At 63.6% G+C, this 23,561-nt stretch carries 19 protein-coding genes; 10 read left to right on the forward strand and 9 right to left on the reverse strand.

What is annotated here, in order from left to right:
• Window positions 1-137: 137 nt before the first annotated feature.
• Together C2L64_RS08850 and C2L64_RS08855 are read left to right on the forward strand one after the other, a co-directional pair.
• Window positions 138-686: a peroxiredoxin gene (locus C2L64_RS08850; RefSeq protein WP_007585877.1), complete on the forward strand. Its 549-nt coding sequence runs from the start codon at window positions 138-140 to the stop codon at window positions 684-686.
• A gap of 76 nt (window positions 687-762) precedes the next feature.
• On the forward strand, window positions 763-1,287 hold the full coding sequence (locus C2L64_RS08855) for a carboxymuconolactone decarboxylase family protein (RefSeq protein ID WP_007585875.1): 525 nt from the start codon (window positions 763-765) through the stop codon (window positions 1,285-1,287).
• Between the two features lie 73 nt (window positions 1,288-1,360).
• Here C2L64_RS08855 and C2L64_RS08860 read toward each other — a convergent pair whose 3' ends face one another.
• The 3 genes from C2L64_RS08860 to ispD form a co-directional block, all read right to left on the reverse strand.
• Entirely contained in the window at window positions 1,361-2,557 is a 1,197-nt protein-coding gene (locus C2L64_RS08860) for an acyltransferase family protein (RefSeq protein ID WP_090835203.1), read from the reverse strand.
• A 166-nt stretch (window positions 2,558-2,723) separates the two neighbouring features.
• Window positions 2,724-3,203 carry a 2-C-methyl-D-erythritol 2,4-cyclodiphosphate synthase gene (gene ispF, locus C2L64_RS08865; protein ID WP_007737832.1) on the reverse strand — a complete coding sequence of 160 codons (480 nt, stop codon included), beginning with the start codon at window positions 3,201-3,203 and terminating at the stop codon, window positions 2,724-2,726.
• Between the two features lie 96 nt (window positions 3,204-3,299).
• The gene (gene ispD, locus C2L64_RS08870) at window positions 3,300-4,010 is read right to left on the reverse strand and encodes a 2-C-methyl-D-erythritol 4-phosphate cytidylyltransferase (protein WP_007585869.1); all 711 of its coding nucleotides are present in this window, start codon (window positions 4,008-4,010) and stop codon (window positions 3,300-3,302) included.
• Between the two features lie 292 nt (window positions 4,011-4,302).
• On the opposite strand from ispD, the gene mfd reads away from it, so the two are divergent.
• From mfd to mscL, 5 genes are all read left to right on the forward strand, one after another.
• Window positions 4,303-7,788 carry a transcription-repair coupling factor gene (mfd, locus tag C2L64_RS08875; protein ID WP_090835206.1) on the forward strand — a complete coding sequence of 1,162 codons (3,486 nt, stop codon included), beginning with the start codon at window positions 4,303-4,305 and terminating at the stop codon, window positions 7,786-7,788.
• Between the two features lie 9 nt (window positions 7,789-7,797).
• Window positions 7,798-8,985, forward strand: a complete 1,188-nt coding sequence (locus C2L64_RS08880) for a M20 family metallopeptidase (protein ID WP_090835208.1) — start codon at window positions 7,798-7,800, stop codon at window positions 8,983-8,985.
• Window positions 8,986-9,131: 146 nt separating this feature from the next.
• On the forward strand, window positions 9,132-10,379 hold the full coding sequence (gene argE, locus C2L64_RS08885) for an acetylornithine deacetylase (RefSeq protein ID WP_086909946.1): 1,248 nt from the start codon (window positions 9,132-9,134) through the stop codon (window positions 10,377-10,379).
• Between the two features lie 74 nt (window positions 10,380-10,453).
• On the forward strand, window positions 10,454-11,476 hold the full coding sequence (locus C2L64_RS08890; RefSeq protein ID WP_090835211.1) for a threonine/serine dehydratase: 1,023 nt from the start codon (window positions 10,454-10,456) through the stop codon (window positions 11,474-11,476).
• A gap of 226 nt (window positions 11,477-11,702) precedes the next feature.
• Entirely contained in the window at window positions 11,703-12,152 is a 450-nt protein-coding gene (gene mscL / locus C2L64_RS08895; RefSeq protein ID WP_007585864.1) for a large conductance mechanosensitive channel protein MscL, read from the forward strand.
• 123 nt (window positions 12,153-12,275) lie between these two features.
• Here mscL and C2L64_RS08900 read toward each other — a convergent pair whose 3' ends face one another.
• The 3 genes from C2L64_RS08900 to C2L64_RS08910 form a co-directional block, all read right to left on the reverse strand.
• The gene (locus C2L64_RS08900; RefSeq protein ID WP_090835214.1) at window positions 12,276-14,267 is read right to left on the reverse strand and encodes a hybrid sensor histidine kinase/response regulator; all 1,992 of its coding nucleotides are present in this window, start codon (window positions 14,265-14,267) and stop codon (window positions 12,276-12,278) included.
• A gap of 94 nt (window positions 14,268-14,361) precedes the next feature.
• The gene (locus C2L64_RS08905; protein ID WP_007585862.1) at window positions 14,362-14,856 is read right to left on the reverse strand and encodes a response regulator; all 495 of its coding nucleotides are present in this window, start codon (window positions 14,854-14,856) and stop codon (window positions 14,362-14,364) included.
• 164 nt (window positions 14,857-15,020) lie between these two features.
• The gene (locus C2L64_RS08910; protein WP_090835217.1) at window positions 15,021-16,631 is read right to left on the reverse strand and encodes a sensor histidine kinase; all 1,611 of its coding nucleotides are present in this window, start codon (window positions 16,629-16,631) and stop codon (window positions 15,021-15,023) included.
• Between the two features lie 495 nt (window positions 16,632-17,126).
• Between C2L64_RS08910 and C2L64_RS08915 the strand changes: the two genes are divergently transcribed.
• A complete protein-coding gene (locus tag C2L64_RS08915) occupies window positions 17,127-17,624 on the forward strand; it encodes a hypothetical protein (protein WP_079499539.1) in 498 nt (165 codons plus the stop codon).
• A gap of 133 nt (window positions 17,625-17,757) precedes the next feature.
• Here the strand turns inward: C2L64_RS08915 and C2L64_RS08920 are convergent, their stop codons facing one another.
• Window positions 17,758-20,211, reverse strand: coding sequence for an AsmA family protein (locus C2L64_RS08920; RefSeq protein ID WP_090835221.1), 2,454 nt, complete (start codon window positions 20,209-20,211; stop codon window positions 17,758-17,760).
• A 121-nt stretch (window positions 20,212-20,332) separates the two neighbouring features.
• Here C2L64_RS08920 and C2L64_RS08925 point away from each other — a divergent pair, with 121 nt between their 5' ends.
• Both C2L64_RS08925 and C2L64_RS08930 read left to right on the forward strand, forming a co-directional pair.
• Entirely contained in the window at window positions 20,333-21,058 is a 726-nt protein-coding gene (locus tag C2L64_RS08925; protein WP_090835341.1) for an ABC transporter ATP-binding protein, read from the forward strand.
• On the forward strand, window positions 21,055-21,858 hold the full coding sequence (locus tag C2L64_RS08930; RefSeq protein ID WP_007585855.1) for an ABC transporter permease: 804 nt from the start codon (window positions 21,055-21,057) through the stop codon (window positions 21,856-21,858). The genes C2L64_RS08925 and C2L64_RS08930 overlap by 4 nt, the downstream gene beginning before the upstream one ends.
• A 103-nt stretch (window positions 21,859-21,961) precedes the next feature.
• On the opposite strand, the gene C2L64_RS08935 is transcribed toward C2L64_RS08930, so the two are convergent.
• Both C2L64_RS08935 and C2L64_RS53110 read right to left on the reverse strand, forming a co-directional pair.
• Window positions 21,962-22,528, reverse strand: coding sequence for a DUF6013 family protein (locus C2L64_RS08935; RefSeq protein WP_090835225.1), 567 nt, complete (start codon window positions 22,526-22,528; stop codon window positions 21,962-21,964).
• Window positions 22,525-22,863 (reverse strand): hypothetical protein, encoded by a 339-nt coding sequence (locus C2L64_RS53110; protein ID WP_143055690.1) that lies wholly within the window; start codon window positions 22,861-22,863, stop codon window positions 22,525-22,527. Before C2L64_RS53110 ends, C2L64_RS08935 begins: the two co-directional genes overlap by 4 nt.
• Window positions 22,864-23,561 lie beyond the last annotated feature (698 nt).

The following is a 23,561-nucleotide window of genomic DNA, read 5'->3' on the forward strand; positions in this document are numbered from 1 at the left end:
CTTTGTTAGAAAAAAACTATTGATGCGATTGATTAATAGAGTTATAGTCTTCAGCGTGTAACGTGTTCGTTACAGCCAGCAGGTAGTTTGAGCGGGTTGTCGTGAATCTCATTTGCCAATTCTCAAGGAGTCAACGCATGAAAACTGTCGGCGATAAAGTCGAAGCCTTTACCGTGACGGCTGCGAAGCCAGGTTTCAACAACCACGAAGAGAACGGCGTATCGGCGTTCGAAGAAATCACCGAATCGTCGTTCCCGGGCAAGTGGAAGATCATCTATTTCTACCCGAAGGACTTCACGTTCGTTTGCCCGACGGAAATCGTCGAGTTCGGCAAGCTGGCCAAGGACTTCGAAGAGCGTGACGCCGTCCTGCTCGGCGGCAGCGTCGACAACGAATTCGTCAAGCTCGCATGGCGCCGTGAGCACAAGGACCTGAACAAGCTGAACCACTACGCGTTCGGCGACGTCAAGGGCGAACTGATCGACCAGCTCGGCGTGCGCGACAAGGAAGCTGGCGTCGCACTGCGCGCCACGTTCATCGTCGATCCGGACAACACGATCCAGCACGTTTCGGTGAACAACCTGAACGTCGGCCGTAACCCGGAAGAAGTTCTGCGTATTCTGGACGGTCTGCAAACGGACGAACTGTGCCCGTGCAACCGCGCTGTCGGCGGCGCGACGCTGTAAGGACTCGCAGTTGAAAGCCCGCTAAGCTTGAAAAGGCCAGCGGGCTTTTTTATCGGCAATTTGATAGGAGATATCAATGGAATTCATCGCAGCGATTAAAGAGCTTATTCCTGATTACGCCAAAGACATTCGCCTGAATCTGGACGGCACGATTGCGCGCTCGTCGCTGCAAGGCAACGATGCCGTTGGCGTCGCGCTGGCCGCCGCGTTCGCTGCGAAGAGCCCGAAGATCATCGCCGCGATCCGTGAAGCGGGCGTACTGTCGCCGGAAGAAGTCAATGGCGCGCTGACGGCCGCCGCGCTGATGGGCATGAACAACGTCTGGTATCCGTACGTCGAGATGACGGAAAACGCCGATCTGAAATCGCAGCCGGCCGGCCTGCGGATGAACGCGTACGCTTCGCATGGCGGCGTCGACAAGCGCCGCTTCGAAATGTACGCGCTGGCCGCGTCGATCATCGGCAAGTGCCATTTCTGCGTGAAGTCGCACTTCGATACACTGATCAACGAAGGCATGAGTTCGACGCAACTGCGCGACGTGGGTCGCATTGCAGCTGTCGTCAACGCGGCTGCACAGGTGATCGTGGCTGAAGGCAAGTAAGCCGCGCGCACTTCGCGCCTGAAGCAAAACGCCACGCCAAATGCGTGGCGTTTTTGCTTTCGCGATTCACAAGTCATCGCGGTTGCGTTTGGGTGCGCAGACGACGCGCTGGCAATCGACGCCCTATCGCGGCCTCGAAAGGCTTCTTCAGTTCGAGCAGCCGCTTCTCGATCAGATGCCACGACAGATGCGCGAGCAGCACGGCAAGCGCGAATTGCAGCGTAAGCGCACTCAAGGTGTGGATCCATGCGGGCGCGCGCAGCCACGCGAACCAGGCTGGAGCGAAGCCGAGCTTCGACGGAATGAGGTTGTGAAACAGATAGAAGCCATAGCTGATCGTGCCGAGATAGTCGAGCGGTTTGAGTTCGAGCGCCGACACGACGATGCTGCTCGGGCGGTTCACGATCCACGCGAACAGCACGCACAGTGAGAGCGCAAGGCCGATGTCGATCCACGCGGAACCGGCGGCTGAAAACGGTAAGGCCCAATTGCTCCATATCGGCTGCGTCGCGAACACCAGCACGCCGAGCGCTCCGGCCATGCCCGTAGAAAGTCGCCCCGCCGCGCGCACAAGACCGCTCTCCCGCCCCATCATCCCGCACAGACCACCGAGCGCGAGTACCGCGAAATTCAGCGGCGAGCACGCGTAGATCAGCGGCTCACTGGCGCCCGCAGCGTGCATCGCCAGATGACCCGCGACGCCCGCCAGCACCACAAGCGCGCACACCATCCGATGCCGCGACGCCGGCGTCAGCACGAGCAGAAACGGCGCGACGAGATAGAACTGCTGCTCGACGGCGAGACTCCAGAAGTGCGACACCGTCCCCGGCCAGCCGTCCTTCACCACGCCGATCCAGTAGTCGGACAGAAAGAAGTAATGCCAGCCCAAACCAAGATCGACATCGCGCTGATAGAACAGCGTATGCGCGATCGTCAGCGCGAGCAGCAGCAAGTAGTAGATCGGGAAGATGCGCAACGCGCGTTTCATGAAGAACACGCACATCACGGCTTCGCGGCGCGCGCTACCCGCTTCGATACGCACGCGATTGCGATGCAGTTCTCCGATGATCAGAAAACCGCTGATGAGAAAGAAGATCCAGACACCGAGCTTGCCGACGTCGACGGTCTCGACGTGCGCCTTATGCGACAGGAACACCAGCACGACGGCCAGCGCTCTCAGCCCGTTGAGACCTCGTACGTGCCCTGTCGCGTGTCCTGAATGTTTGACGTGCGTGTCGACCGCCGTCGTTGTCCGTCCGCTTGACTTCATGCGGACCACTCTAAGCGGACAAATATCGACAAAAATGCGCGACGGCGACTATCGATTTTTTTAATGCACGTTAGCGTGTGAAACCGGCAAATGATGCACGTTCACGCAAACGCGCACACGCGGATCAGGCAAATCTGACCCGCTCTACGCAACTACGCAGCAACGTTCAGGCGCGCAGCAACAGCGCAGCCGCTTGCGCTTCGATACCCTCGCCACGACCCAGATAGCCGAGCTTTTCGTTGGTCTTCGCCTTCACGTTGACGCGATCGATGGGCAGATTCAGGTCTTCGGCGATATTCGCGCGCATCCCGTCGATATGCGGCGCGAGCTTCGGCGCCTGCGCGATCACGGTGCTGTCCACGTTCTGAATCGTAAAGCCCGCCTTCGCGATGCGCGCCGCACATTCGCGCAGCAGCACGCGGCTGTTCGCGCCTTTGAACTCGGTCGCGGTATCCGGGAAATGACGGCCGATATCGCCGAGCGCGGCCGCGCCGAACAGCGCGTCGGTGATCGCGTGCAGCAGCACGTCGGCATCCGAGTGGCCGAGCAGCCCGCGCTCGTACGGAATCGTCACGCCGCCGATGATGAGCGGGCGTCCCGGCACCAATGCGTGAACGTCGTAGCCTTGTCCGATTCTCAAATCCATATGCGTGGGGTTCCGTTGTTTCGTGAAAGCGTTGTGATTGATTCTTAAGCCATGACGGCCGCGCGCCCGGCCGGGAGGACGCAGGCCAGGCGCCCGTCAGCCAGCCGTGCCGCGCCCGAGTATTGCTTCGGCCAGATCGAAATCTTCCGGATACGTGACCTTGAAATTGCGCAAGCTGCCTTGAACCAGTTTAGGCGCGTGACCCGACCATTCGATCGCGCTCGCTTCGTCGGTGAGATCGTGGCCGTCGCCTTGCGCGCGCAGAATCGCTTCGCGCAACATGCCGATGCGGAACATCTGCGGCGTCTGCGCCTGCCACAGGCCGTCACGCGGTTCGGTGTGATCGATGCGGTTGTCGGTATGGGGCGTCACCCGCTTGAGCGTATCCGCCACGGGCAGCGCCATGATGCCGCCCACGGCGTCGTCCTTCAGCGTGCCGACCAGCGCGCGGATCAGCGCGGGCGTGATGCCGGGGCGCGCGGCGTCGTGCACCAGCACCCAGTCGTCGTCGCGCGCGCCGAACTCGGCCAGCGCATGCAGCCCGTTGAGCACGGAAGCCTGCCGCGATGCCCCGCCGCAACGCCGCACGGCGAAGCGCAGGCCCGCGAACCGGCGCGCGTCGAAGTGCTGGTCGTCGGGCGCGATCACGACGAGCGTCTGCGCGAACTCGCTGCATGCGTCGAACGCGGCAAGCGAGTAATACAGCATGTCGCGTCCCGCGACGGTTCGATATTGCTTGGGCATCGACGCGCCCGAACGGCTGCCGGTGCCGGCGCAAGGAATCAGTGCAAAGAGGCGGGAAGTCACGGAGCGGACGCGTTGCAGGTGAAAGTGAAGGACGGATTTTATAATAGGTCTTCGGCACGCATGCCCCGGCACGCGTAAACTTGCCGCTCACGCGCCGCCAGCGACGCGCCCACGAGGCGTCCGCTGGGGGGGCTCATTGGTTCGCGTCTTGCGGGCTGGTGGTGTTTTTAGCCGCTTTTAGCCCGCTTTTAGCTGTTTGCAGCTCAGTTTGCGGTTCCGTTTGCCCTCATCCGTTTGCAGTCGATCGTTGAACCGTTGTTCATTGGCGTCACCCAAAGGCCGTTTCCCTTTTATGCCCGACATCGCCGCATCCACGCAATCCTCCTCAACGCCCGTCGCGCTGGTCAAGGCCGGCCAGCGTTTCGTGTTCGACGGCACGCACGGCTCGTCCGACGCGCTGCTGATAGCGCGCTACCACCTCGCGCACAAGGCGCAGGTGCCGCTGCTGGCAGTCGTCTGCGCGAGCGCCGTCGATGCACAGCGGCTGTCGCAGGAACTCGCGTTCTTCGCGCCGGAGGCGCGGGTGCGCCTGCTGCCCGACTGGGAAACGCTGCCGTACGACTCGTTCTCGCCGCACCAGGACCTCGTCTCCGAGCGTCTCGCGACGCTGCACGACCTGGGCGAAGCACGCTGCGACATCCTGCTCGTACCCGCAACGACTGCCCTGTACCGGATGCCGCCCGCCTCCTTCATGGCGGCCTACACGTTCTCGTTCTCGCAGGGCGAACGTCTCGACGAAGCGAAGCTGAAAGCGCAGCTGACGCTGGCCGGCTACGAGCACGTGAGCCAGGTCGTGCGACCCGGCGAATACTGCGTGCGCGGCTCGCTGATCGACCTCTTTCCGATGGGCTCGCCGCTGCCGTACCGGATCGACCTGTTCGACGACCAGGTCGATTCGATCCGCGCGTTCGATCCCGATTCGCAGCGCAGCCTCTACCCTGTGAAGGACGTGCGCCTGCTGCCCGGCCGCGAGTTTCCGTTCGACGAACCCGCGCGCACCGCATTTCGCAGCCGCTGGCGCGAGGTGTTCGAGGGCGATCCGAGCCGGGCGTCGATCTACAAGGACATCGGCAACGGCGTGCCGTCGGCGGGTATCGAATACTATCTGCCGCTGTTCTTCGAAGAGACGGCGACGCTCTTCCACTACCTGCCTGAAGGCGCGCAGCTCGCGTTCGTCGGCGATCTGGACGCCGCCATCCGGCGCTTCACCGCGGATACGAAGCAGCGCTACAACTTCCTGTCGCACGACCGCGACCGGCCGATTCTCGAACCGCAGCGCCTGTTCCTGTCGGACGAAGATTTCTTCACGTTCGCCAAGCCGTTCGCGCGCCTGTCGTTGCCCGGCAACGCGGGCGGCGGCTGGGCCGTGCCACTGCCCAATCTCGCGATCGACCGCCACGCCGACGATCCCGTCGCCGCCTTGCGCGCGTGGCTCGCCACGACGCCGAACCGCGTGCTGTTCGCCGCGGAATCGGCGGGCCGCCGCGAGACGATCGCGCAACTGCTCGCGGACAACGCGCTGCGCCCCACTTCCGCCGACAGCTACGGCGACTGGCTGACCTCCGACGCGCGCTTCGCGCTCGGCGTCGCGCCGCTCGCGAACGGCTTCGCGATTCCGGGCGAAGGCGTCGCGATTCTCACCGAGACGGAACTGTACGGTCCGCTCGCACGACGCGCGGGACGCCGTCGCCAGGAACAGGCGAGCAACGTCGATTCGATGGTGCGCGACCTGTCGGAATTGAAGGTCGGCGACCCGGTCGTGCATTCGCAGCACGGCATCGGCCGCTATATGGGCCTCGTGACGATGGATCTCGGCGAAGGTGAAACCGAGTTTCTGCACCTCGAATACCAGGGCGACAGCAAGCTCTACGTGCCCGTCGCGCAACTGCACGTGATCTCGCGCTACAGCGGCGCCGATCCCGAAAGCGCACCGCTGCACGCGCTCGGCTCGGGTCAGTGGGAAAAGGCCAAGCGCAAGGCCGCGCAGCAGATCCGCGACACGGCAGCCGAACTGCTGAACCTCTATGCACGCCGCGCCGCGCGCGAAGGCCATGCGTTCGCGCTCGAACCCCGCGATTACGTGAAGTTCGCCGAGAGCTTCGGCTTCGAGGAAACACCCGACCAGGCGGCTGCCATTGCCGCCGTGATCGGCGACATGACGAGCGGCAAGCCGATGGACCGCCTCGTCTGCGGCGACGTCGGCTTCGGCAAGACGGAAGTCGCGTTGCGCGCGGCGTTCATCGCGGTGATGGGCGGCAAGCAGGTCGCGCTGCTCTCGCCCACCACGCTGCTCGCCGAACAGCACACGCAGACCTTCACCGACCGCTTCTCCGACTGGCCCGTGCGCATCGCCGAGTTGTCGCGCTTCAAGAGCACGAAGGAAGTCAGCGCATCGATCCAGCAGATCAACGAAGGCACTGTCGATATCGTGATCGGCACGCACAAGCTGCTGTCGTCGGATGTGCAGTTCAAGCGGCTGGGGCTCGTCGTCATCGACGAGGAACACCGTTTTGGCGTGCGCCAGAAGGAAGCGCTGAAAGCGCTGCGCGCCGAAGTCGACGTGCTCACGCTCACCGCGACGCCGATTCCGCGCACGCTCGGCATGGCGCTGGAAGGCCTGCGCGATTTCTCGGTGATCGCGACGGCGCCGCAAAAGCGCCTCGCGATCAAGACCTTCGTGCGCCGCGAGGAAGACGGCGTGATCCGCGAAGCCATGCTGCGCGAACTGAAGCGCGGCGGTCAGGTGTACTTCCTGCACAACGAAGTCGAGACGATCGAAAATCGCCGGCAGATGCTCGAAGCGCTCGTGCCCGAAGCGCGCATCGCAGTGGCGCACGGACAGATGCACGAGCGCGAACTCGAACGCGTGATGCGCGATTTCGTCGCGCAGCGCGCGAACGTGCTGCTGTGCACGACGATCATCGAAACGGGCATCGACGTGCCGAGCGCGAACACGATCCTGATTCACCGCTCCGATAAATTCGGTCTCGCGCAGTTGCATCAGTTGCGCGGGCGCGTCGGCCGCTCGCATCACCAGGCGTATTCGTATCTGCTCGTGCACGATCCGCAAGGGCTGACGAAGCAGGCGCAACGGCGGCTGGAAGCCATTCAGCAGATGGAAGAACTCGGCGCGGGCTTCTATCTCGCGATGCACGACCTCGAAATTCGCGGCACGGGCGAAGTGCTCGGCGACAAGCAGTCGGGCGAGATTCACGAGATCGGCTTCCAGCTCTACACCGACATGCTGAACGATGCCGTCAAGGCGCTGAAGAACGGCAAGGAGCCGGACCTTACGGCACCTCTGGCGGCGACGACGGAGATCAATCTGCACGCGCCCGCCATTCTGCCCGCCGACTATTGCGGCGACGTGCAGGAGCGCCTGTCGCTGTACAAGCGGCTGGCGAACTGCGAGCACAGCGACGCCATCGACGGCATTCAGGAAGAGCTGATCGACCGCTTCGGCAAGATGCCGCCGCAGGCGCATGCGCTCGTCGAAACGCACCGCTTGCGTCTGGCCGCGAAGCCGCTCGGCATCTCGAAGATCGACGCGGGCGAAGCGGTGATCGGCTTGCAGTTCATTCCGAATCCGCCCATCGACGCGATGCGGATCATCGAGATGGTGCAGAAACACAAGCACATCAAGCTCGCGGGTCAGGACAAGCTGCGTATCGAAAGCCGGAGTCCCGATTTCACCGTGCGCGTCGCGACCGTGAAGGAAACGTTGCGCGCGCTCGGCGCACCGGTGAAGGGCGCGGCGGACCGGCGTGTCGCTTCGTAAGGCCAGTAGATGACGGGCGCTGTCGACACGGCATCGATCGTCGATTTGCTGACGGCGCTCGTGCGCGTGCCGAGCCGCGGCGGCATCGATGCGCGCGCACCCGTGCTCGAATGCATCAAAGCGTGGTTTGACGCGCGTGACGTACGCACGCGCCGGCTCGTTTCCGCCGATGGACAACCGCTCGCCCTTCACGTGGAAATACGCGGCGCGGCCCCTGGCCCGCATTACCTGCTGAACGCGACGCTGGATACCGCAAGCTTCGGCGACGAATCGACGTGGACTTATCCGCCGCTCGCCGCGCACGTCGAAAACGGCTGGCTCTACGGACGCGGCAGCGCCGACAGCAAGGCGGCTGTCGCGATCTTCGCGCATCTCGCCGCTGAGCTCGCGCAGCGGCGAGATGCGCTCTCCGGCACGCTCGACGTGCTGTTCGATCTCGACGAGCATACGGGCCGTTTCGGCGGCGCCCGCGCGTTCTTCGATGCGCCTGACGCGCCCAGACCGAACGGCGTGCTGATCGGCTATCCGGGCATCGACCGCATCATCGTCGGCGCGCGCGGGTTCATCCGCGCGAAGCTCGTCGTGCGCGGCGTCGCTGCGCACTCCGGCGCGAGCAGCACGCGCGGACTCAATGCGGCGATACGCGGCGCGCACCTTGCCGCTGCATTGAACGAAGCCACGCTGCCCGTGGACCACGCATTCGATCGCCCCGCGCAGTTGACCGTCACCGGCATCCGCGCGGGCGACGGCACATTCACCAGCGTGCCGGATCGTTGCGAACTCACCGTCGATTGCCGCCTCACGCCGGGCTTCGATGCCGCAGAAGCGCAGCGCGTGATCGAAGGCATCGTTCGCACTCAGGATGCGGGATATGACGCGTCGCTCGCGACGTCGATCGAATGGATCGCGGGCTGGCCCGCGTACCGCGTACCGGATTCGCATCCGATGACGCAATCGCTGTATCACGCGGCACGCAACGAGCTTGGCGCTGGTGTAACGCTGGCCGTCGCGGGACCGTCAAACATCGGCAATTACCTCGCGTCGCTCGGCGTGCCTGCGTTATGTGGCTTTGGCGTGCAATGCGAAGGCATTCATGCGGCGAACGAGCGCATCGAACTCGTCAGCATCGCGCCCGTCTATCGCGTGTACGAAAGCGCGTTGCTCACGCTGCTCGCGCCTGACAAGCCACGAGCCTGACCCGTCGCCGATAACGATTTCAGCGCGCGCCAATAATTGCTGCATCGCGCAAAGCCCCGTCCCGCAAGCGACCGGGCTTTATGAGCTTTGGCTAATTAAGCGTTTTTTGGGTATCATCAAAACACACTCAAGCTGGAGCCCAAGTCATGTCACAGGTCGCTGACAAAGCGCTGTCCGCCCAACCGTCGTCCTCTTCCGCTGCATCCGCCGAGTCCTCTTCCCCCGCTTCGCTTCCCTGGGTCACACGCCTCGTGTCGATGGACACGGTCAGCCGCAATCCGAATCTCGGCCTGATCGAAACGGTGCGCGACGCGCTGCGCGAACGCGGTGTCGAAGCCACCCTCACGCACGACGAAAGCGGCAAATGGGCCAACCTGTTCGCGACGATTCCGGCGCATGACGGCGAAACCAATGGCGGGATCGTGCTATCGGGGCACACGGACGTGGTGCCCGTCGACGGCCAGAAGTGGGACAGCGATCCGTTCAAGCCTGAAATACGCGGCGACAAGCTTTATGGGCGCGGCACCTGCGACATGAAAGGCTTTATCGGCGCAGCGTTGACGCTCGTGCCGCAAATGCAGCAGACCAAACTTGCCAAGCCGATCCATCTGGCGTTCTCCTTCGACGAAGAAGTGGGCTGCGTGGGCGCGCCGCTGATGATCGCCGATCTGATGAAGCGCGGCGTCAAGCCGGACGGCTGTATCGTCGGCGAGCCGACCAGCATGCGGCCCATCATCGCGCACAAGGGCATCAACGCTTACCAGTGCTGCGTGCGCGGCTTCGCGGCGCATTCGTCGCTCACGCCCAACGGCCTGAACGCGATCGAATACGCGGCGCGCCTGATCTGCTACATCCGCGACATGGCTGACCAGTTCCGCGAGCAAGGCCCGTTCGATCAGCTTTACGACGTGCCGTTCACGACGGCGCAGACCAGCACGATCAAAGGCGGCAACGCGATCAACACCGTGCCCGCCGAATGCAGTTTCGAGTTCGAATTCCGCAATCTGCCGACGCTCGATCCCGAGCCGATCTTCGCGCGCATCGATCAATACGCGCGTGAAACGCTGCTGCCGAAGATGAAGCGCGAGCACGAAGCGGCCGCGATCGAGATCACGAAAATCGCCGCAGCGCCCGGGCTCGACTCGACGGAACAGGCGGCCATCACGCAACTCGTGCGCGCGCTCACGGGCGATCAGGACAAGCGCAAGGTCGCGTACGGCACGGAAGCCGGGTTGTTCTCGCTGGCGGGCATTCCGAGCATCGTCTGCGGCCCCGGCGACATCGTGCAGGCGCACAAGGCAAACGAATTCGTCACGCTCGATCAGCTGGCGCAGTGCGAGCGGTTCCTCGGCAAGTTCATTCATAGCATGTCGGTCGATGCGCACGCGCACTGACGCAAGCAGCAGATAACAACAAGCACAACAACAAGGCACAAAACGCGGACCTCACCCACAAGACGACGCACGCCATGTCCACCGCCACGCCGCAGCACACCGACCGTACGATCGACGGCGAACCGATACCGACGCTCGACGACATCGCTTCGCAGCACTTCGCACTAACGCCGTGGGTCGTGCGAACGCCCGTGTTCGACCGGATGGATTTTCCGACGCTCGAAGGCACGCTCGTCAATTTCAAGTTCGAGCTGCTGCAGGCGGGCGGCAGCTTCAAGGCGCGCGGCGCGTTCTCGAACCTGCTCGCACTCGACGGAGCCCAGCGCAGCGCAGGCGTGACCTGCGTGTCGGGCGGCAATCATGCAGTAGCAGTCGCTTATGCGGCGATGCGCACGGGTATCAGCGCGAAGGTCGTCGTGATGCACGCGGCGAATCCGGCGCGCATTGCGCTGTGCCGGCAATATCGCGCGGAAGTCGTGATGGCCGACAACGTGAACGAAGCGTTCGAGATCGTGCGGCGCATCGAAGCCGAGGAAGGCCGCTATTTCGTGCATCCGTTCAACGGTTACCGGACGGTGCTCGGCACCGCGACGCTCGGCTACGAATGGGCGACGCAGACACCCGATCTCGACGCCGTGATCGTGCCCATCGGCGGCGGCGGGCTCGCGGCGGGTATTTCGACGGCGCTGCGCCTCGCCAATCCGCGTGTACATGTGTACGGCGTGGAGCCGGAAGGCGCGGACGTGATGAACCGCAGCTTCGCCGCGAATCACACGGTCAAGATGACCCACATGCATTCGATCGCCGATTCGCTGATGGCGCCGCACACCGAGCAATACAGCTACGAGCTGTGCCGCCGACATGTCGACCGTCTCGTCACCGTCACCGACGACGCATTGCGCGCTGCGATGCTGACGCTGTTCACGCAACTGAAGCTGGCCGTCGAACCTGCGTGCGCAGCCGCCACGGCCGCCCTGCTCGGCCCGTTGCGCGAGCAACTGCAAGGCAAGCGCGTCGGCGTGTTGCTATGCGGGACGAATACCGATCCTGTCACGTTCGCCGCGCATATCGAACAGGCGCGGGCAGCAGAAATTTAAGCGGTTCGCTTCACGTTCTTTTCACGTTCTTTGCCGTCGCCCGATTCGATCCTGGAGATTGCGGGCGCATCGTTTGCAAGCATCGACGGTTCCTCGTCACTTCTGCGACATATCGGCCGAACGAGCCTGGCGTGTCGAAGGTTCGTTGCGATCCGGCGCTAAATCATTTCACGCAGTGCCGATCGTTGGCTATCATGTCGCCATCGACCTCAAGGAGAACCGCCCGATGAGCATGATTACTGAATTCAAGGAATTTGCCCTCAAAGGCAACGTAATGGACCTCGCGGTCGGTGTGATCATCGGCGGAGCGTTCTCGACTATCGTCAACTCCGTCGTGAAGGATCTGATCATGCCTGTCGTCGGTGTCGCGACGGGCGGCCTCGATTTCTCCAACAAGTTCGTCCTGCTCGGGCACATACCCGAGAATTTCAAGGGCAATCCTGAGTCTTACAAGGACTTGCAGACGGCAGGCGTCGCCGCGTTCGGTTATGGCTCGTTCATCACGGTCGCCATCAACTTCGTGATTCTCGCGTTCATCATTTTCATGATGGTGAAGTTCATCAACAAGCTGCGTGCGCCCGCCCCGGCCGCGCCCGAAGCACCGGCGCCCACGCCCGAAGACGTGCTGCTGCTGCGTGAAATCCGCGATTCGTTGAAGAATTCACCGCGTATCTGAATCTGACGACAGCGGTTCATTAAATCGCCACGAAAGCGGTGCCTGCATAAACTCAAGGGCGTGTTGCGCTTCGCGCGCAACACGCCCTTCTCTTTTCACCGGACTCACCAGCGGCACGCGGGCTTAACCCGCTCTGGCCTCGCCCGCGTTTTTCTGCGTCTTCACGGCCGCTGCACTCTCGATCACCTGCTCGAGTTGCGAGAAATTGACGGGCTTGGTCAGATGCGACGTGAAGCCCGCTTCGAGGCAGCGCCGGATATCCTCGTCACTGCCGAAACCCGTCAATGCAACGGCAGGCGCATCGTCGCGCTCGCGGAACGCCTTGACGAAGTCGAGGCCCGTGCCGTCGGGCAGGCCCACGTCGCTGACGATCAGATCGAAGGTGGCGCTTTGCGTCGCGGCCAGTGCATCGGCCACACGCCCGACGACGGTCACTTCATGGCCGAGCGTGCGCATCAGTTGCGCCATCACTTCGGCCGTGTCCTCGTGGTCTTCGATCAGCAAGATCCCCAGCCCGCCCGCCGGCTGCACGCTCGCCGCCTCGGGCACGACGGGCTCGGCGTGCGGCTCCGCGGCCGTGGGCAGCGTGATCGTGAAAGTCGCGCCGCAGTGCGCGCCCGGGCTTTGTGCCGTCACCGTGCCGCCATGCGCGTCCGTCAGCGCCTTGGTGATCGCGAGTCCCAGCCCCAGCCCGCCGAACTGCCGCGACATGTTCTGGCTGCCCTGCTCGAACGCGTTGAAGAGCTTGCCGATCTGCTCGGGCTCGATGCCGACGCCCGTGTCTTCCACCGATATCTGCACGTGCATCCGTTCGTCGCGTGTGCGTACGTAGATATGGCCGCCGTCCGGCGTGAACTTCGCGGCATTGCGGATCAGGTTCCACAGCATCTGCTGCAGACGCGCGCGGTCGGCGAGCACGAAATGATGGTGTGCATCCGTGCTGATGTGCACGTCCTGCTGCTTGGTCTGGATCTCGCTACGGAACAGTTCGAGCACGCTGTCGATCACGTCATGCACGTCGACCGTTTCCAGCGACAGCCGCAGTTTGCCGTTCGCGACCCGCGTCAGATCGAGCAGATCATCGATCAGGCGCGCTTCCAGCTCGACGTTGCGGCGAATCATCACGACGCCCGCGCGGACCGCGTCCGGCAGGTCCTGCATCATTTCGAGCATGCGCGCGCCCGCCAGCACGGGCGTGAGCGGCGTGCGCAATTCGTGCGACAGCATCGCCAGAAAACGGTCCTTCGCGCGGTTCGCTTCTTCCGCCGCCTGGCGCGCGCCCTGCTCGGACGCGAGTAGACGCTCGCGCTCCTCAATGGCTTCGCGTTGCGAATGGATGTCGGTGCAACTGCCGAACCATTTGCTGACGCCGCCGCCCGCGTCGCGCATCGCGGCAATGCGCGCGTCGAACCAGCGATATGCGCCGTCGTGGCGGCGGATGCGGAATTCGCTGCGATAGTCGGCGCCGTCGCCGCGCACCGTTCTGAGCCAGCTGCGGCGCGTCTCTTCGCGGTCGTCGGGATGCACGGCGTCGATCCACGCAAGACCCAGCGCATGCGCGCCGTCGAGGCCCGTGTATTCGACCCATTGCTTCGACACGAAATCGCAGTCGCCATAGGCATTGCACGTGAACACGAGGTGCGGCAGCGCCTCCGACAGCATCCGGTAATGCGCCTCGCGCTCGCGCAGCAGCAGCGCTTCCGCCGATGCGCGCTGCATCCGCATCTGCGATAGCACGCGTTCGACGGCTTCGGGCAGATAGTCGAGATAGTCGCCCGCTTTCGGTACGACGTCGGAGACGCCCGAACGCAGCGCTTCGATTACGCGCGATTCATCCGTGAAGCCGGTGACGAGAATGGCGGGAATGCGTACGCCTTCGTTGCGCAGGCGCCGGAAAAAGTCGAGCCCCGTCTCCGCGCTGTCTAGCTGATAGTCGAGCACGATCAGATCGGGTGGATTCGCGACGATCGCGCGATGCGCAACCTCGACGCTACTGCTCAGTTCGACCCGGCAGCCGGCGCGCTCCAGCGACTTGCGCGCAAGACGCAAGATGCCTTCGTCGTCGTCGACGACGAGCACGAGGGCTGCGGGTAGCGTGGTTACGTCTTCTGTCATGCCAGATGATTCAGGTCAATGGGACGGACGAGGCTGCGATGGTGCTGCGTGAATGTTGCGTGAATACTTCGTGAATGCTTCAACCCACCAGCGATTATGCTGCGGGCGCATAGCGCTGTCCCGGCGGCAGCTTCACGACCTGCAGGAAAAAGCCCAGCCGCCGCACGGCTTCGATGAACGCATCGTATTCGACCGGTTTCGTGATGTAGACGTTGCAGCCCAGTTCGTAGCAGCGTTCGATTTCGCGTGGATCGTCGGTGGTCGTGAGCACGATTACGGGCATCGACGACGTCGACGGCGATTCCTTCAGCCGCCGCAACACCTCGAAGCCATCGACGCGCGGCATCTTCAGGTCCAGCAGCACCACGTAATTCGCGAGCTCGTCGCGCGCCGGGCGGCCATTGGCGCTGTCGCCGGCGCGCGGCTCGCCGAAGAAATAATCGAGCGCCTCCTGACCATCACCGAAACGGACAAAACCGTTTGAAATCCCCGCGCGCCGCAGATTGCGCTCGACGAGCGTGGCATGCCCGTCATCGTCCTCGACCAGCACGATGCCGACCGACTTACCAACCGCTTCCCCGTGTGACATGTTCCCTCCGAAGCCCTTACGCCGCATCTGTTCGATGCGTTGCGCGTGAGCTGCGACTGCGTGAATGGTATGACTCACTGCCCGCTATTATGCGGCCGTTGGCTTACGGCTTCCTGCGCCTTTGCGAATGGGCGCCGCTGGTTTTCATGCGCATCGATTGCGCATCAATAGCGCATCGGCTGATCGGGCAGCGTGACGAAGAATGTCGACCCCGCCCCCTCCGCCGATTCGACCCACACGCGCCCGCCATGCCGCTCGACTGTGCGCCGCACGAGCGCAAGTCCGATGCCATCGCCTTGCGCGACATCGCCGTGCAGCCGCTGGAAAGCGCGAAATACTTTCGACATGTAGGCGGCGGGAATGCCCATTCCATTGTCGCGCACAAAGTAAGTGCGCGTCCTTGGCGTCGACGCGAGCGCGCTCTCTGCGAACGCGCCATCCAGCGCGCCGACTTCGATGCGCCCCGGCCGCGACGGATCGAGGAAATTGATTGCGTTCGAGAGCAACTGGCTGAACACCTGTTCGATTGCGGACGGGTCGCCCCATGCCGTGGGCAGATCGCGTACGACGACCACGACCCGGCGCTCGTCGATCCGCTTTTGCAGCGCGTCGACGGCACGCGCGACCGCGCGGCCGACGCTCACGCGCTGCCATTGATATTCGAGCCGCCCCGCGCGCGAAATGCGCAACAGCGCTTCGATAATGGCCGCGGCGCGCGTCACCGACGAGCGCACATAGCGCAACGATTCCTGCACGTCGCCATCGAGCACGTGCGCGAGGCGCTTGTGTTCGAGCTCGGGCAGATGCGCATCGTCGATCGTCGCGCGCAGTTCGTCGCACGAAACCTGCAGTTCCTTCGAGAAACCTTGCATGTTCACGAGCGGCGAACGCAGATCGTGGGACACGCTGTAGATGAACATCTCGTTGTCCTGCGTCTCCTGACGCAGGGTCTCATTGACGCTCGCCAGTTCCGCCGCGCGCACTTGAAGCGACGTCTTGAGCGCGGCCTGTTTCTCGTCTGCCTCACGCAACAGCGCGCTCGTGCGGTTCAACGCGGAATCGAGCGCGGCGATTTCGTCATTGCCCGACAGCGGCCTGTGCAGCGGCTGCCCGCTGGCGAGCCGCTGCGCGTTTTCCGCGAGCACGTCGAGCCGCCGGCCGATGCTGCGCGCGAATCCAAATGCCGTGCCCGCCCAGAGCAGCATCGAGCCGATCACGGCACCCACCAGCGTCCATTGCTGGCGCTGGCGCGTTTTCGCGAGCGTCGCGTTGCGCTCGACTTCGAGCCGCGATGCTTCGTCGATGAATTCTTTCAACTGCGCGCGAAAGCGCATCACCTGCGCAGGCAACTCGCCGCCTTCGAGCGTGACGAATGGCTTCATCGTCGCACCCGTGCGCAGCGACTGCGCGACGGACAGCGCCTGCTGCCGGTAGCTGTCCACTTCGTCGCGCATGCGATGCACGCGCGCGGCCTGCGCGGGCGTATCGGCGACGGCCGTTTCGAGCCGCGTGAGCCGGTCGCCGATATCGACCCATGCCGCATGGCGGTCCATGAACGAAGCGTCACCCGCGACGATGCCCGTGCGCACGCGCGCGACTTGCCGAAGCACGGGGTTTTCGAGCGCGGTCGCCTGATACAGGATCTGCTTGCTGTCCGACGATCGCTCGACGGCGCGTATGGTTTGCGCCTGCATGTCGAAGACGACGCCGAGCAGCGCCAGTTCGATGGCGCTCGGCAACGCGATCAGCAATAGACCTTTGGTGAACAGTTTCATCGATGGCTGGCGCAATGCGGCATGAACGTGCGAGGCAACCGCTTCCCGACATGTGGAACTGACGCGCGCAATCATGAGCGGCGCGCATGCATCATGGCAGTGCGCCGCGCCTGTAACGTCGCTGCGCGACGAACGCTATTGATATTTTCACTCATGCGCCGCGTCCGTCGACTCGCCGGACCGGTGCAATGTGCGTGAAAACCGCGCCGCAACTGGGACGCGGCCATTATCGGCGGGTGCAACGGATATTTCAATGCGCGCCGAGGAGGGCTTGGCGCACATAAAAATGTCTTTTTTTACGGTGCCGGAAACACGCGCAGCGCGGGTGAGTCTATTATTGAGACCAGATGCACAGGGGATGCGAAAGCGCACGGCGACGCGATTCGGCCTGGTTCGCACGGAACGATGGAGTGAGACAGACGAATCACCGTGTATCCGGCATTTTCGTATGCTATAAAAGATCGACGTGCGGCGCGCGAAGCCGGGAGTGGTCGCATGAGGACGCTGCGTTTCTTGCAATTCTTTTTCAGGCGAGTTTTTATGTCCTTCCCGAAAAAGCGCAGGCGCGCGAAGGTGGACGGCGACGAGTCGTTCCTCGCTGTGCTGCGACACTTCAAGCCCTTCGGTCAGCTCGACACCAAGATTGCGCGCGCTCGCGCGCAAGATGAGCCGGTGCTCTACGCGCATGTGCTGCCGGGACTCGATGTCCTGCTATGCAGCGTGCGCGGCGCGCATCCGCCGTATCCCGCCGTCGCCGAGCTACGCAGGCGCTGCATCGAATCCATTGCGAATGCGCTCGAGCAGCCGCTCGACGGACTGGAGAACGGCGGCTACTGGTATGAGGCCGACGGTTTCGGTTTCCTCGTGTTCGCGAGCCGCGCGAGAGGGCGCATCCTGCCAGAGTTCGGCGCGACGCGCACGGCCGCCAGCACGCGGCGCGGCGTGCGTCGCCAGGATGCGGCGGGCGACGCGACACCGCGCTCGCTGCGTTGAATCCCGCAGATTACGCGTAGCAATTCACAAAATGCACGGCCGCGAAGATTCGCGGCCGTGGTGTTTTTGCGAGTCAATCATTGCGGGTGATGCATCCGCGTCCGCGCGCTCAACTTTCCTCTCAACTTTCCTCTCAACTTCCCTTATAGTCGGCCGCGTTCGCCGGGCCCGGCAGTGTCACGCCATTGTTCGGCTTTGCAGGCTGCTTCGACGGCGCTGTTGACGGCGAGACGGCCGACGCGCCCAGCGTCCCCGGCGGCAGCGCCAGAGCCTTGGCCTTTTCGCGTTGTCCCGGCGGCGGCGCCGTCGGATGCTGCGCCTCCATTGCCGTCATCAGTTGCTGACAAGGCAAGGGCTTGTTGTTGCTCGGCGCAATCAAAGGGATCAGCGCGGCGAACGGATTGATCAGACCGAGCCCGACCATCGCGCCACCACGCACCGCGAGCGCCACCGCGTTCACGCCGACGTGCGGGTCCTTGAACGTGCCCTTCACATAGAGTGGCGAACGCAGCGAGAAGACGCGGAAGCCCTTCGTGTGCGGATGCACGCCGAGGTCCATCGACTCGTTCTTGAGGTTCACCGTGCCGTCCACGTTGATCACGGCGTCCTGCGTGTCGAGCGCGAACACGCGTGAATCGAGCACGCCGTCCGTCACGACGAAGTCGCCTGCCGCGCAATTGATCTGCACGTCGCGATTGCCGAACAGTTTTTCATAGACGACGTTCGCCACGTTCAGCCCTGCCGCTTCCATCAGCAAACGGCTCACCGCGCCATCGGTGATGAGCAGCTTCACTTCGCCGTTCGACGAAGCCGCGAGCGCCGCGGGCGAATTGCCCGTCGCAGACAGCGCGGCGTCGCCGTTGACCTCGCCGAGCGCGTTCTGCATCGTCTTCGCGGTCGGCAGCAACTGCTTGAGCTTCAGATGACGGGCTTCTGTCGAGAAACGGCCCTTGAGCGGTGACGCGCTGCCGTCGAGATGAATGGTCGACGCAAGCGACCCGCCTGCGACGCCGAACTTCAGCGGCTCGAACGACAGCACGCCGTCTGTCATCACGACGTGTGTGTAGAGATCGGTGATGGGCAGTGCCGGGTCCTTGATGATGCGGCGGCCCGTGAACTTCACGTTCGCATCGATCGCCTTCCAGCGGTCGGTCTTGAATTCTTCGGTCGGCAGCGCCTTGTCGGACGGCTGGCGCGCGGTGTCACCGCGTTTCGCCTTGCTCGCGTTGCTGTCCGCGCCGATGACCGGCGCGAGGTCCTTGAACTGCAACAGATTCGAGACAAGCGTGCCTTCGAGCAGCGGACGTGTCGCGCGTTGCGTATAGACGACCGTGCCGTTCACATCGCTGCCACCCACGCGGCCTGTAAAATTTTCATACCGGAACACGCTGCCACCCTGCTTGAAGTTGCCGATCAGGTGGCCTTCCGTCGCGTAGGGCGGCGTCTCGGGCAGCGTGATGCCCGTCAGGTCATACAGATGATCGAGGCTCGTGCCCTGCAGCCACAGGCGCAGATCGACAGCGGCGAGATGCGCGGGATCGGTGACGGTGCCGACCAGCGCGATGCGCAGATCGCCCGCCTTCACGTCGGCCTGCACGGGAAACGGCCGGGATGTGTCCTGTAACGCAAGCACGCCGCCGAGCTTGCCGCTGCCCGATATGGGCGAGCGGTTGTAGGTGCCCTTCACGGTCCAGCCAATTCCGTATTGCGGTGAGTTCGTGCTCTGCGCGACGGCTGTGCCTGTCGCGCTCGCGGGCACGCCGGACGCGGCCACTACCGTCGAAGCGCCCACGCCAGCCGTCGCCGCCGGTACGGACGCGCCCGATGCAACAGGCACGCCAGGCGCCACTGCAGACGCGCCTGACGCCTCGGAAGCGGCGGCCGCCTTCGCCTGCTCGGTCAACTGTTTCGCGCCCTGCTTGCCGACGACTTCCGCCGACGACCTGCGCGACGCCTCTTCCTGTTGCTTCATCGCTTCGCCGATTGGAATCGGCTGACCGAGCGTAACGACGACGGCCTGCATGTCGATCTTCTTCTGCTGGTCCGAAAGCGCGATATTGCCTTTGTTCAGCTGGATGTCGTGCAGATCGAGCTTCCACTCGGACGGTCCCGCCGACGATTTCAGCTTGAACGTCCAGTTGTCGCGTCCGTCGAGGAGCCGTTCGAGATCGACGGATGGATTCACGACGTTGATCGCCGGGATCACGATGTCGTGCGCGAGCAGCGGCAGCACTTTCACCTGAAAGTCGATTTCGTCGAGCGTCGCGAAGTGCTTCTGTTTGGTCCAGTCGGGATTGGCGATCGTGATGTTCTGCGCCGAGAAGCGCGGCCACGGCACCCACGAACGCCAGCCCGTCTCGCCGATGGGATGGCGCCAACCCACCTTCAGATCGCCTTCGATCGCAAACGGCCGGCCGATTGCTTCACTGACCTTGTCGTTCACATAGGGCCGCGCGCGGTTCCAGTCGAACGTCAGAATGAAAACCGCCAGCGCAACGATCAGGATCGCCAGCACCGCGAACAGCCACGCGAGGGTCTTGCCGATTGTCTTGCCGACGGATATGCCAGTCGAGTGCAGCACAGCCATGAGCGCTCCGAGAAAATACCTGCGTCATTCGTTTGCGCAGCACGTGCTGTGCCCGCGTGCGCGCTTCGTTATGATGATGCGCTGCGACACATTCCAATATGCCATGCCCCACGACATCAACATGACGGACGCGCCCCTCGTCCACGCGCAGGACCTCGTGCGGCGCGACGCGACGCGCGGCCAGACGCTGCTGCATGCCACCAGCATCGCCATCCATGCGGGTGAGCGGATTGCGATCAGCGGCCCGTCCGGGTCGGGCAAAAGCGTGTTCATGCGCGCGCTGGCGCTGCTCGATCCACTCGATAGCGGCGAGGTGCTGTGGCGCGGCAAGCGCATTGCACGGGCGACGATTCCGCGCTACCGGCGCCACGTCGCATACATTCGCCAGCGGCCCGCGTTGCTCGACGGCACCGTTGAAGACAATCTGCGTTATCCGTACACGTTGCGCGCGTATCGCGATGTGCGCTTCGACCGCGAGCAGGCTGCCGCGCTCGCGTTGCAGGCGGGACGTGCGAGCGATTTTCTCGAGCGTTTTGCGAGCGAGCTGTCGGGCGGCGAAGCGCAGATCGCCGCGTTAATCCGCGTCCTGCAACTCGCGCCGGACGTGCTGCTGCTCGACGAACCGACGGCATCGCTCGATCCCGAATCGGCGCTGGAGATCGAAGGCCTGGTGCGCGCATGGTTCGATGCCGCGCCACAGGTGCGCGCGTGGTTGTGGGTATCGCACGATCCGGCGCAAGCGGCGCGCGTGAGCAACCGTCATCTGACGATGCGCGCCGGCGTGCTCGACGACGCACGGCCCAATATTCCCGATACGTCCGCTCACACCGGGGAGACGCCGCGATGACCTTGCAGAACCTGAGCCTCTGGGACGTCGCGCTCGCGGCGCTGCTGATCGTGGTGAACGGCGCGGTATCCGTGCTGCTCAAGCTCGATCTCGAACGCAAGCTCGCGTGGGCGGCCGTGCGCACCGTCGTCCAGTTGCTCGCCATCGGCTATGTGCTTGCGTGGGTGTTCGCGTACGCCCGCTGGTACGTGGTGCTGCCGCTGATGATCGCGATGACGCTGATCGCGGGCTTCGCGGGCGCGGGACGCGGCTCGCGCACGTATGCCGGGCAGCGCGTCGACAGCATCCTGTCGATCTGGGCGAGCGCGTGGCTCGTCGCGGCCGTTGGACTGTTTGCCGTGATCCGCATTCGACCATGGTACGAGCCGCAATATGCGATTCCGATTCTCGGGATGATTCTCGGCAACACGCTGACGGGCGTGTCGCTGGGCATCGAACGGATGACGGAGGAACTGACGGCGCGCCGCGACCGCGTCGACATGGCGCTCGCGCTCGGCGCGACGCGCTGGGAAGCCGCGCAGGGACCGGCGCGCCAGGCGGTGCGCGCCGGCATGATTCCGACGCTCAACCAGATGGCCGTGGTCGGCGTCGTGAGTCTGCCGGGGATGATGACGGGCCAGGTGCTCGCCGGGCAATCGCCGCTGCAGGCCGTGCGCTATCAGATCGTGATCATGTTTCTGATCGCGGCATCGTCGGCGCTGGGGACCGTGGGCGCCGTGCTGCTGACGTATCGGCGGCTGTTTTCGCCGGAGCATCGGTTTCTGGCGTCGCGGCTTGTCGAGCGGCGCTCGAAACGCTGACGTGCGATCTCAGGCGCGCGCCGTGATCGATGCATGCACACCGCATGCAATTCAGTCGATGTGCATGGCTTGCGATACCGACTCCGATGCTCAAACGCTAGCGTCACCGTTTGGCCGACACGGCCACCTGCGAGCCGTCGCTGAGTGTTAGCGTCTTCGTGCTGCCGTTGGTCGGCATGGTGAAGCGCAGCACCTGATTGACGCTCGCGTAGTTCGGGCACTTGAGCGACTTTCCGTTGTTCGACACGGCCTTCGTGCCCTTCGGCGTTTGCGCCTGGAAGTTCATCTGCACGGTCGCGGTGCCGTCCTTGGCGACGACGGGTGCGAAGCGAATCTGCGTCTGACGGATCATTGCGCCGTTCGTGTCGAGCGGCAGCGACGACAGGCCTGGGCAGTCGGCATCGGCTGCGACGGGGCCGCCGGGCGGCACGGTTTTCCAGGTGAAGTCGTCCGATTCGCCGGAACGGATGGTGCGGGTTTCCTGCGAGTTGCCGAACTGCTTCGACGTGACCTTGACCGTATAGCGGATGGGGCCGTCCGTGGCCGCCTGCGACGTTACGGTGATGGGTGTCGCCGCGTGCGCCGGTGCCGGCAATGCGGCGAGCGCAAGCGTTGCGCATGCGATAGAAGCGACAACAGAAACGGCGGGAAGTTTGACGCTGATGCTCATACTGTCACCTCGTTGTTGTGCTGCCGCGCGGTGCCATGCAGGTGCGATCGCGCTGGCCGCGCGTGGCGGTTTTTTTGCATGTTGCACGGGAAGTCTAACGCCAAGTGGTTGGCGTGGAGTTTGGTTTGGGCTGGGATTAACCCGGGGGTTGGGGTTGGTTTTTTGCTGTGCGCGCGGTTGGGGGGATCGCTGCGCATGCCTTGTCGGTGTGGTTTAGCTTTTGCGCTGGCATTTTTCGCGTTGGCGCCTTCGCGGCGCGGGCGGTTTTTTTGCGTTTGCGGCGGCATTCGCAGGGTGGTGTTTTGCTGCGCAAGCCGTTTTGGTTCTTTTGCCATTGCGCTGGCATCCGCGATGTGATGTTTGCTGTTTAAGCGTCGCCCCTGTGCGGGGCGGCACCTACTTTTCTTTGCCGCCGCAAAGAAAAGTAGGCAAAAGAAAGCGGCTCACACCGCCAATTCTAGTGTTTGCCTGAGGGCCCCCAAAGGGTCTTACGCTTCACACGGCAATCACATGACCCATGTTCGTTGCCAACGCTCTGAATGAGCGCCTCACCCGCTTCACGCACCCGCGCTGCTCCATGCCGTGCCAGATATTTCACGGCCGCCCAGGTGGCAAACTGTGTGTAGGTTGTCGCGTCGTATAGCGTGGCGCTCTTACAGGGTGGAACGCGTGCGCTATCGGTCCGAAGTGAGGCATGTGAGGCACTACGGCCTACACACAGTTTGCCACCTGGGCGGCACATACCATTCGCTGCCGCTTGCCCAAGTACGCGTATTCGAAGCGGGTGAGGCGTTCATTCGAAGCGTTGGCAACCAGCACCAACCAGGGCACTGCCGTGTGAAGCGTGGGGACGTTGAGGGCCCGTGGATAAGAACACGGGCTGGCGGTGTGAGCCGCTTTCTTTTGCCTACTTTTCTTTGCGGCGGCAAAGAAAAGTAGGTGCCGCCCCGCACAGGGGCGACGCTTGAACGGCAGACACCATCACGCGGATGCCAGCGCAAAGGCAAATAAACCAAACAGCGTGCGCAGCAAA

Source organism: Paraburkholderia hospita (genome assembly GCF_002902965.1).
GTDB lineage: Bacteria > Pseudomonadota > Gammaproteobacteria > Burkholderiales > Burkholderiaceae > Paraburkholderia > Paraburkholderia hospita.

Coding starts and splice junctions, on each gene's coding strand:
- C2L64_RS08850 (WP_007585877.1), top strand. CDS start 138: ATGAAAACTGTCGGCGATAAAGTCGAAGCCTTTACCGTGACGGCTGCG.
- C2L64_RS08855 (WP_007585875.1), top strand. CDS start 763: ATGGAATTCATCGCAGCGATTAAAGAGCTTATTCCTGATTACGCCAAA.
- C2L64_RS08860 (WP_090835203.1), bottom strand. CDS start 2,557: ATGAAGTCAAGCGGACGGACAACGACGGCGGTCGACACGCACGTCAAA.
- ispF (WP_007737832.1), bottom strand. CDS start 3,203: ATGGATTTGAGAATCGGACAAGGCTACGACGTTCACGCATTGGTGCCG.
- mfd (WP_090835206.1), top strand. CDS start 4,303: ATGCCCGACATCGCCGCATCCACGCAATCCTCCTCAACGCCCGTCGCG.
- C2L64_RS08880 (WP_090835208.1), top strand. CDS start 7,798: ATGACGGGCGCTGTCGACACGGCATCGATCGTCGATTTGCTGACGGCG.
- argE (WP_086909946.1), top strand. CDS start 9,132: ATGTCACAGGTCGCTGACAAAGCGCTGTCCGCCCAACCGTCGTCCTCT.
- C2L64_RS08890 (WP_090835211.1), top strand. CDS start 10,454: ATGTCCACCGCCACGCCGCAGCACACCGACCGTACGATCGACGGCGAA.
- mscL (WP_007585864.1), top strand. CDS start 11,703: ATGAGCATGATTACTGAATTCAAGGAATTTGCCCTCAAAGGCAACGTA.
- C2L64_RS08900 (WP_090835214.1), bottom strand. CDS start 14,267: ATGACAGAAGACGTAACCACGCTACCCGCAGCCCTCGTGCTCGTCGTC.
- C2L64_RS08905 (WP_007585862.1), bottom strand. CDS start 14,856: ATGTCACACGGGGAAGCGGTTGGTAAGTCGGTCGGCATCGTGCTGGTC.
- C2L64_RS08910 (WP_090835217.1), bottom strand. CDS start 16,631: ATGAAACTGTTCACCAAAGGTCTATTGCTGATCGCGTTGCCGAGCGCC.
- C2L64_RS08915 (WP_079499539.1), top strand. CDS start 17,127: ATGAGGACGCTGCGTTTCTTGCAATTCTTTTTCAGGCGAGTTTTTATG.
- C2L64_RS08920 (WP_090835221.1), bottom strand. CDS start 20,211: ATGGCTGTGCTGCACTCGACTGGCATATCCGTCGGCAAGACAATCGGC.
- C2L64_RS08925 (WP_090835341.1), top strand. CDS start 20,333: ATGACGGACGCGCCCCTCGTCCACGCGCAGGACCTCGTGCGGCGCGAC.
- C2L64_RS08930 (WP_007585855.1), top strand. CDS start 21,055: ATGACCTTGCAGAACCTGAGCCTCTGGGACGTCGCGCTCGCGGCGCTG.
- C2L64_RS08935 (WP_090835225.1), bottom strand. CDS start 22,528: ATGAGCATCAGCGTCAAACTTCCCGCCGTTTCTGTTGTCGCTTCTATC.
- C2L64_RS53110 (WP_143055690.1), bottom strand. CDS start 22,863: ATGGCAAAAGAACCAAAACGGCTTGCGCAGCAAAACACCACCCTGCGA.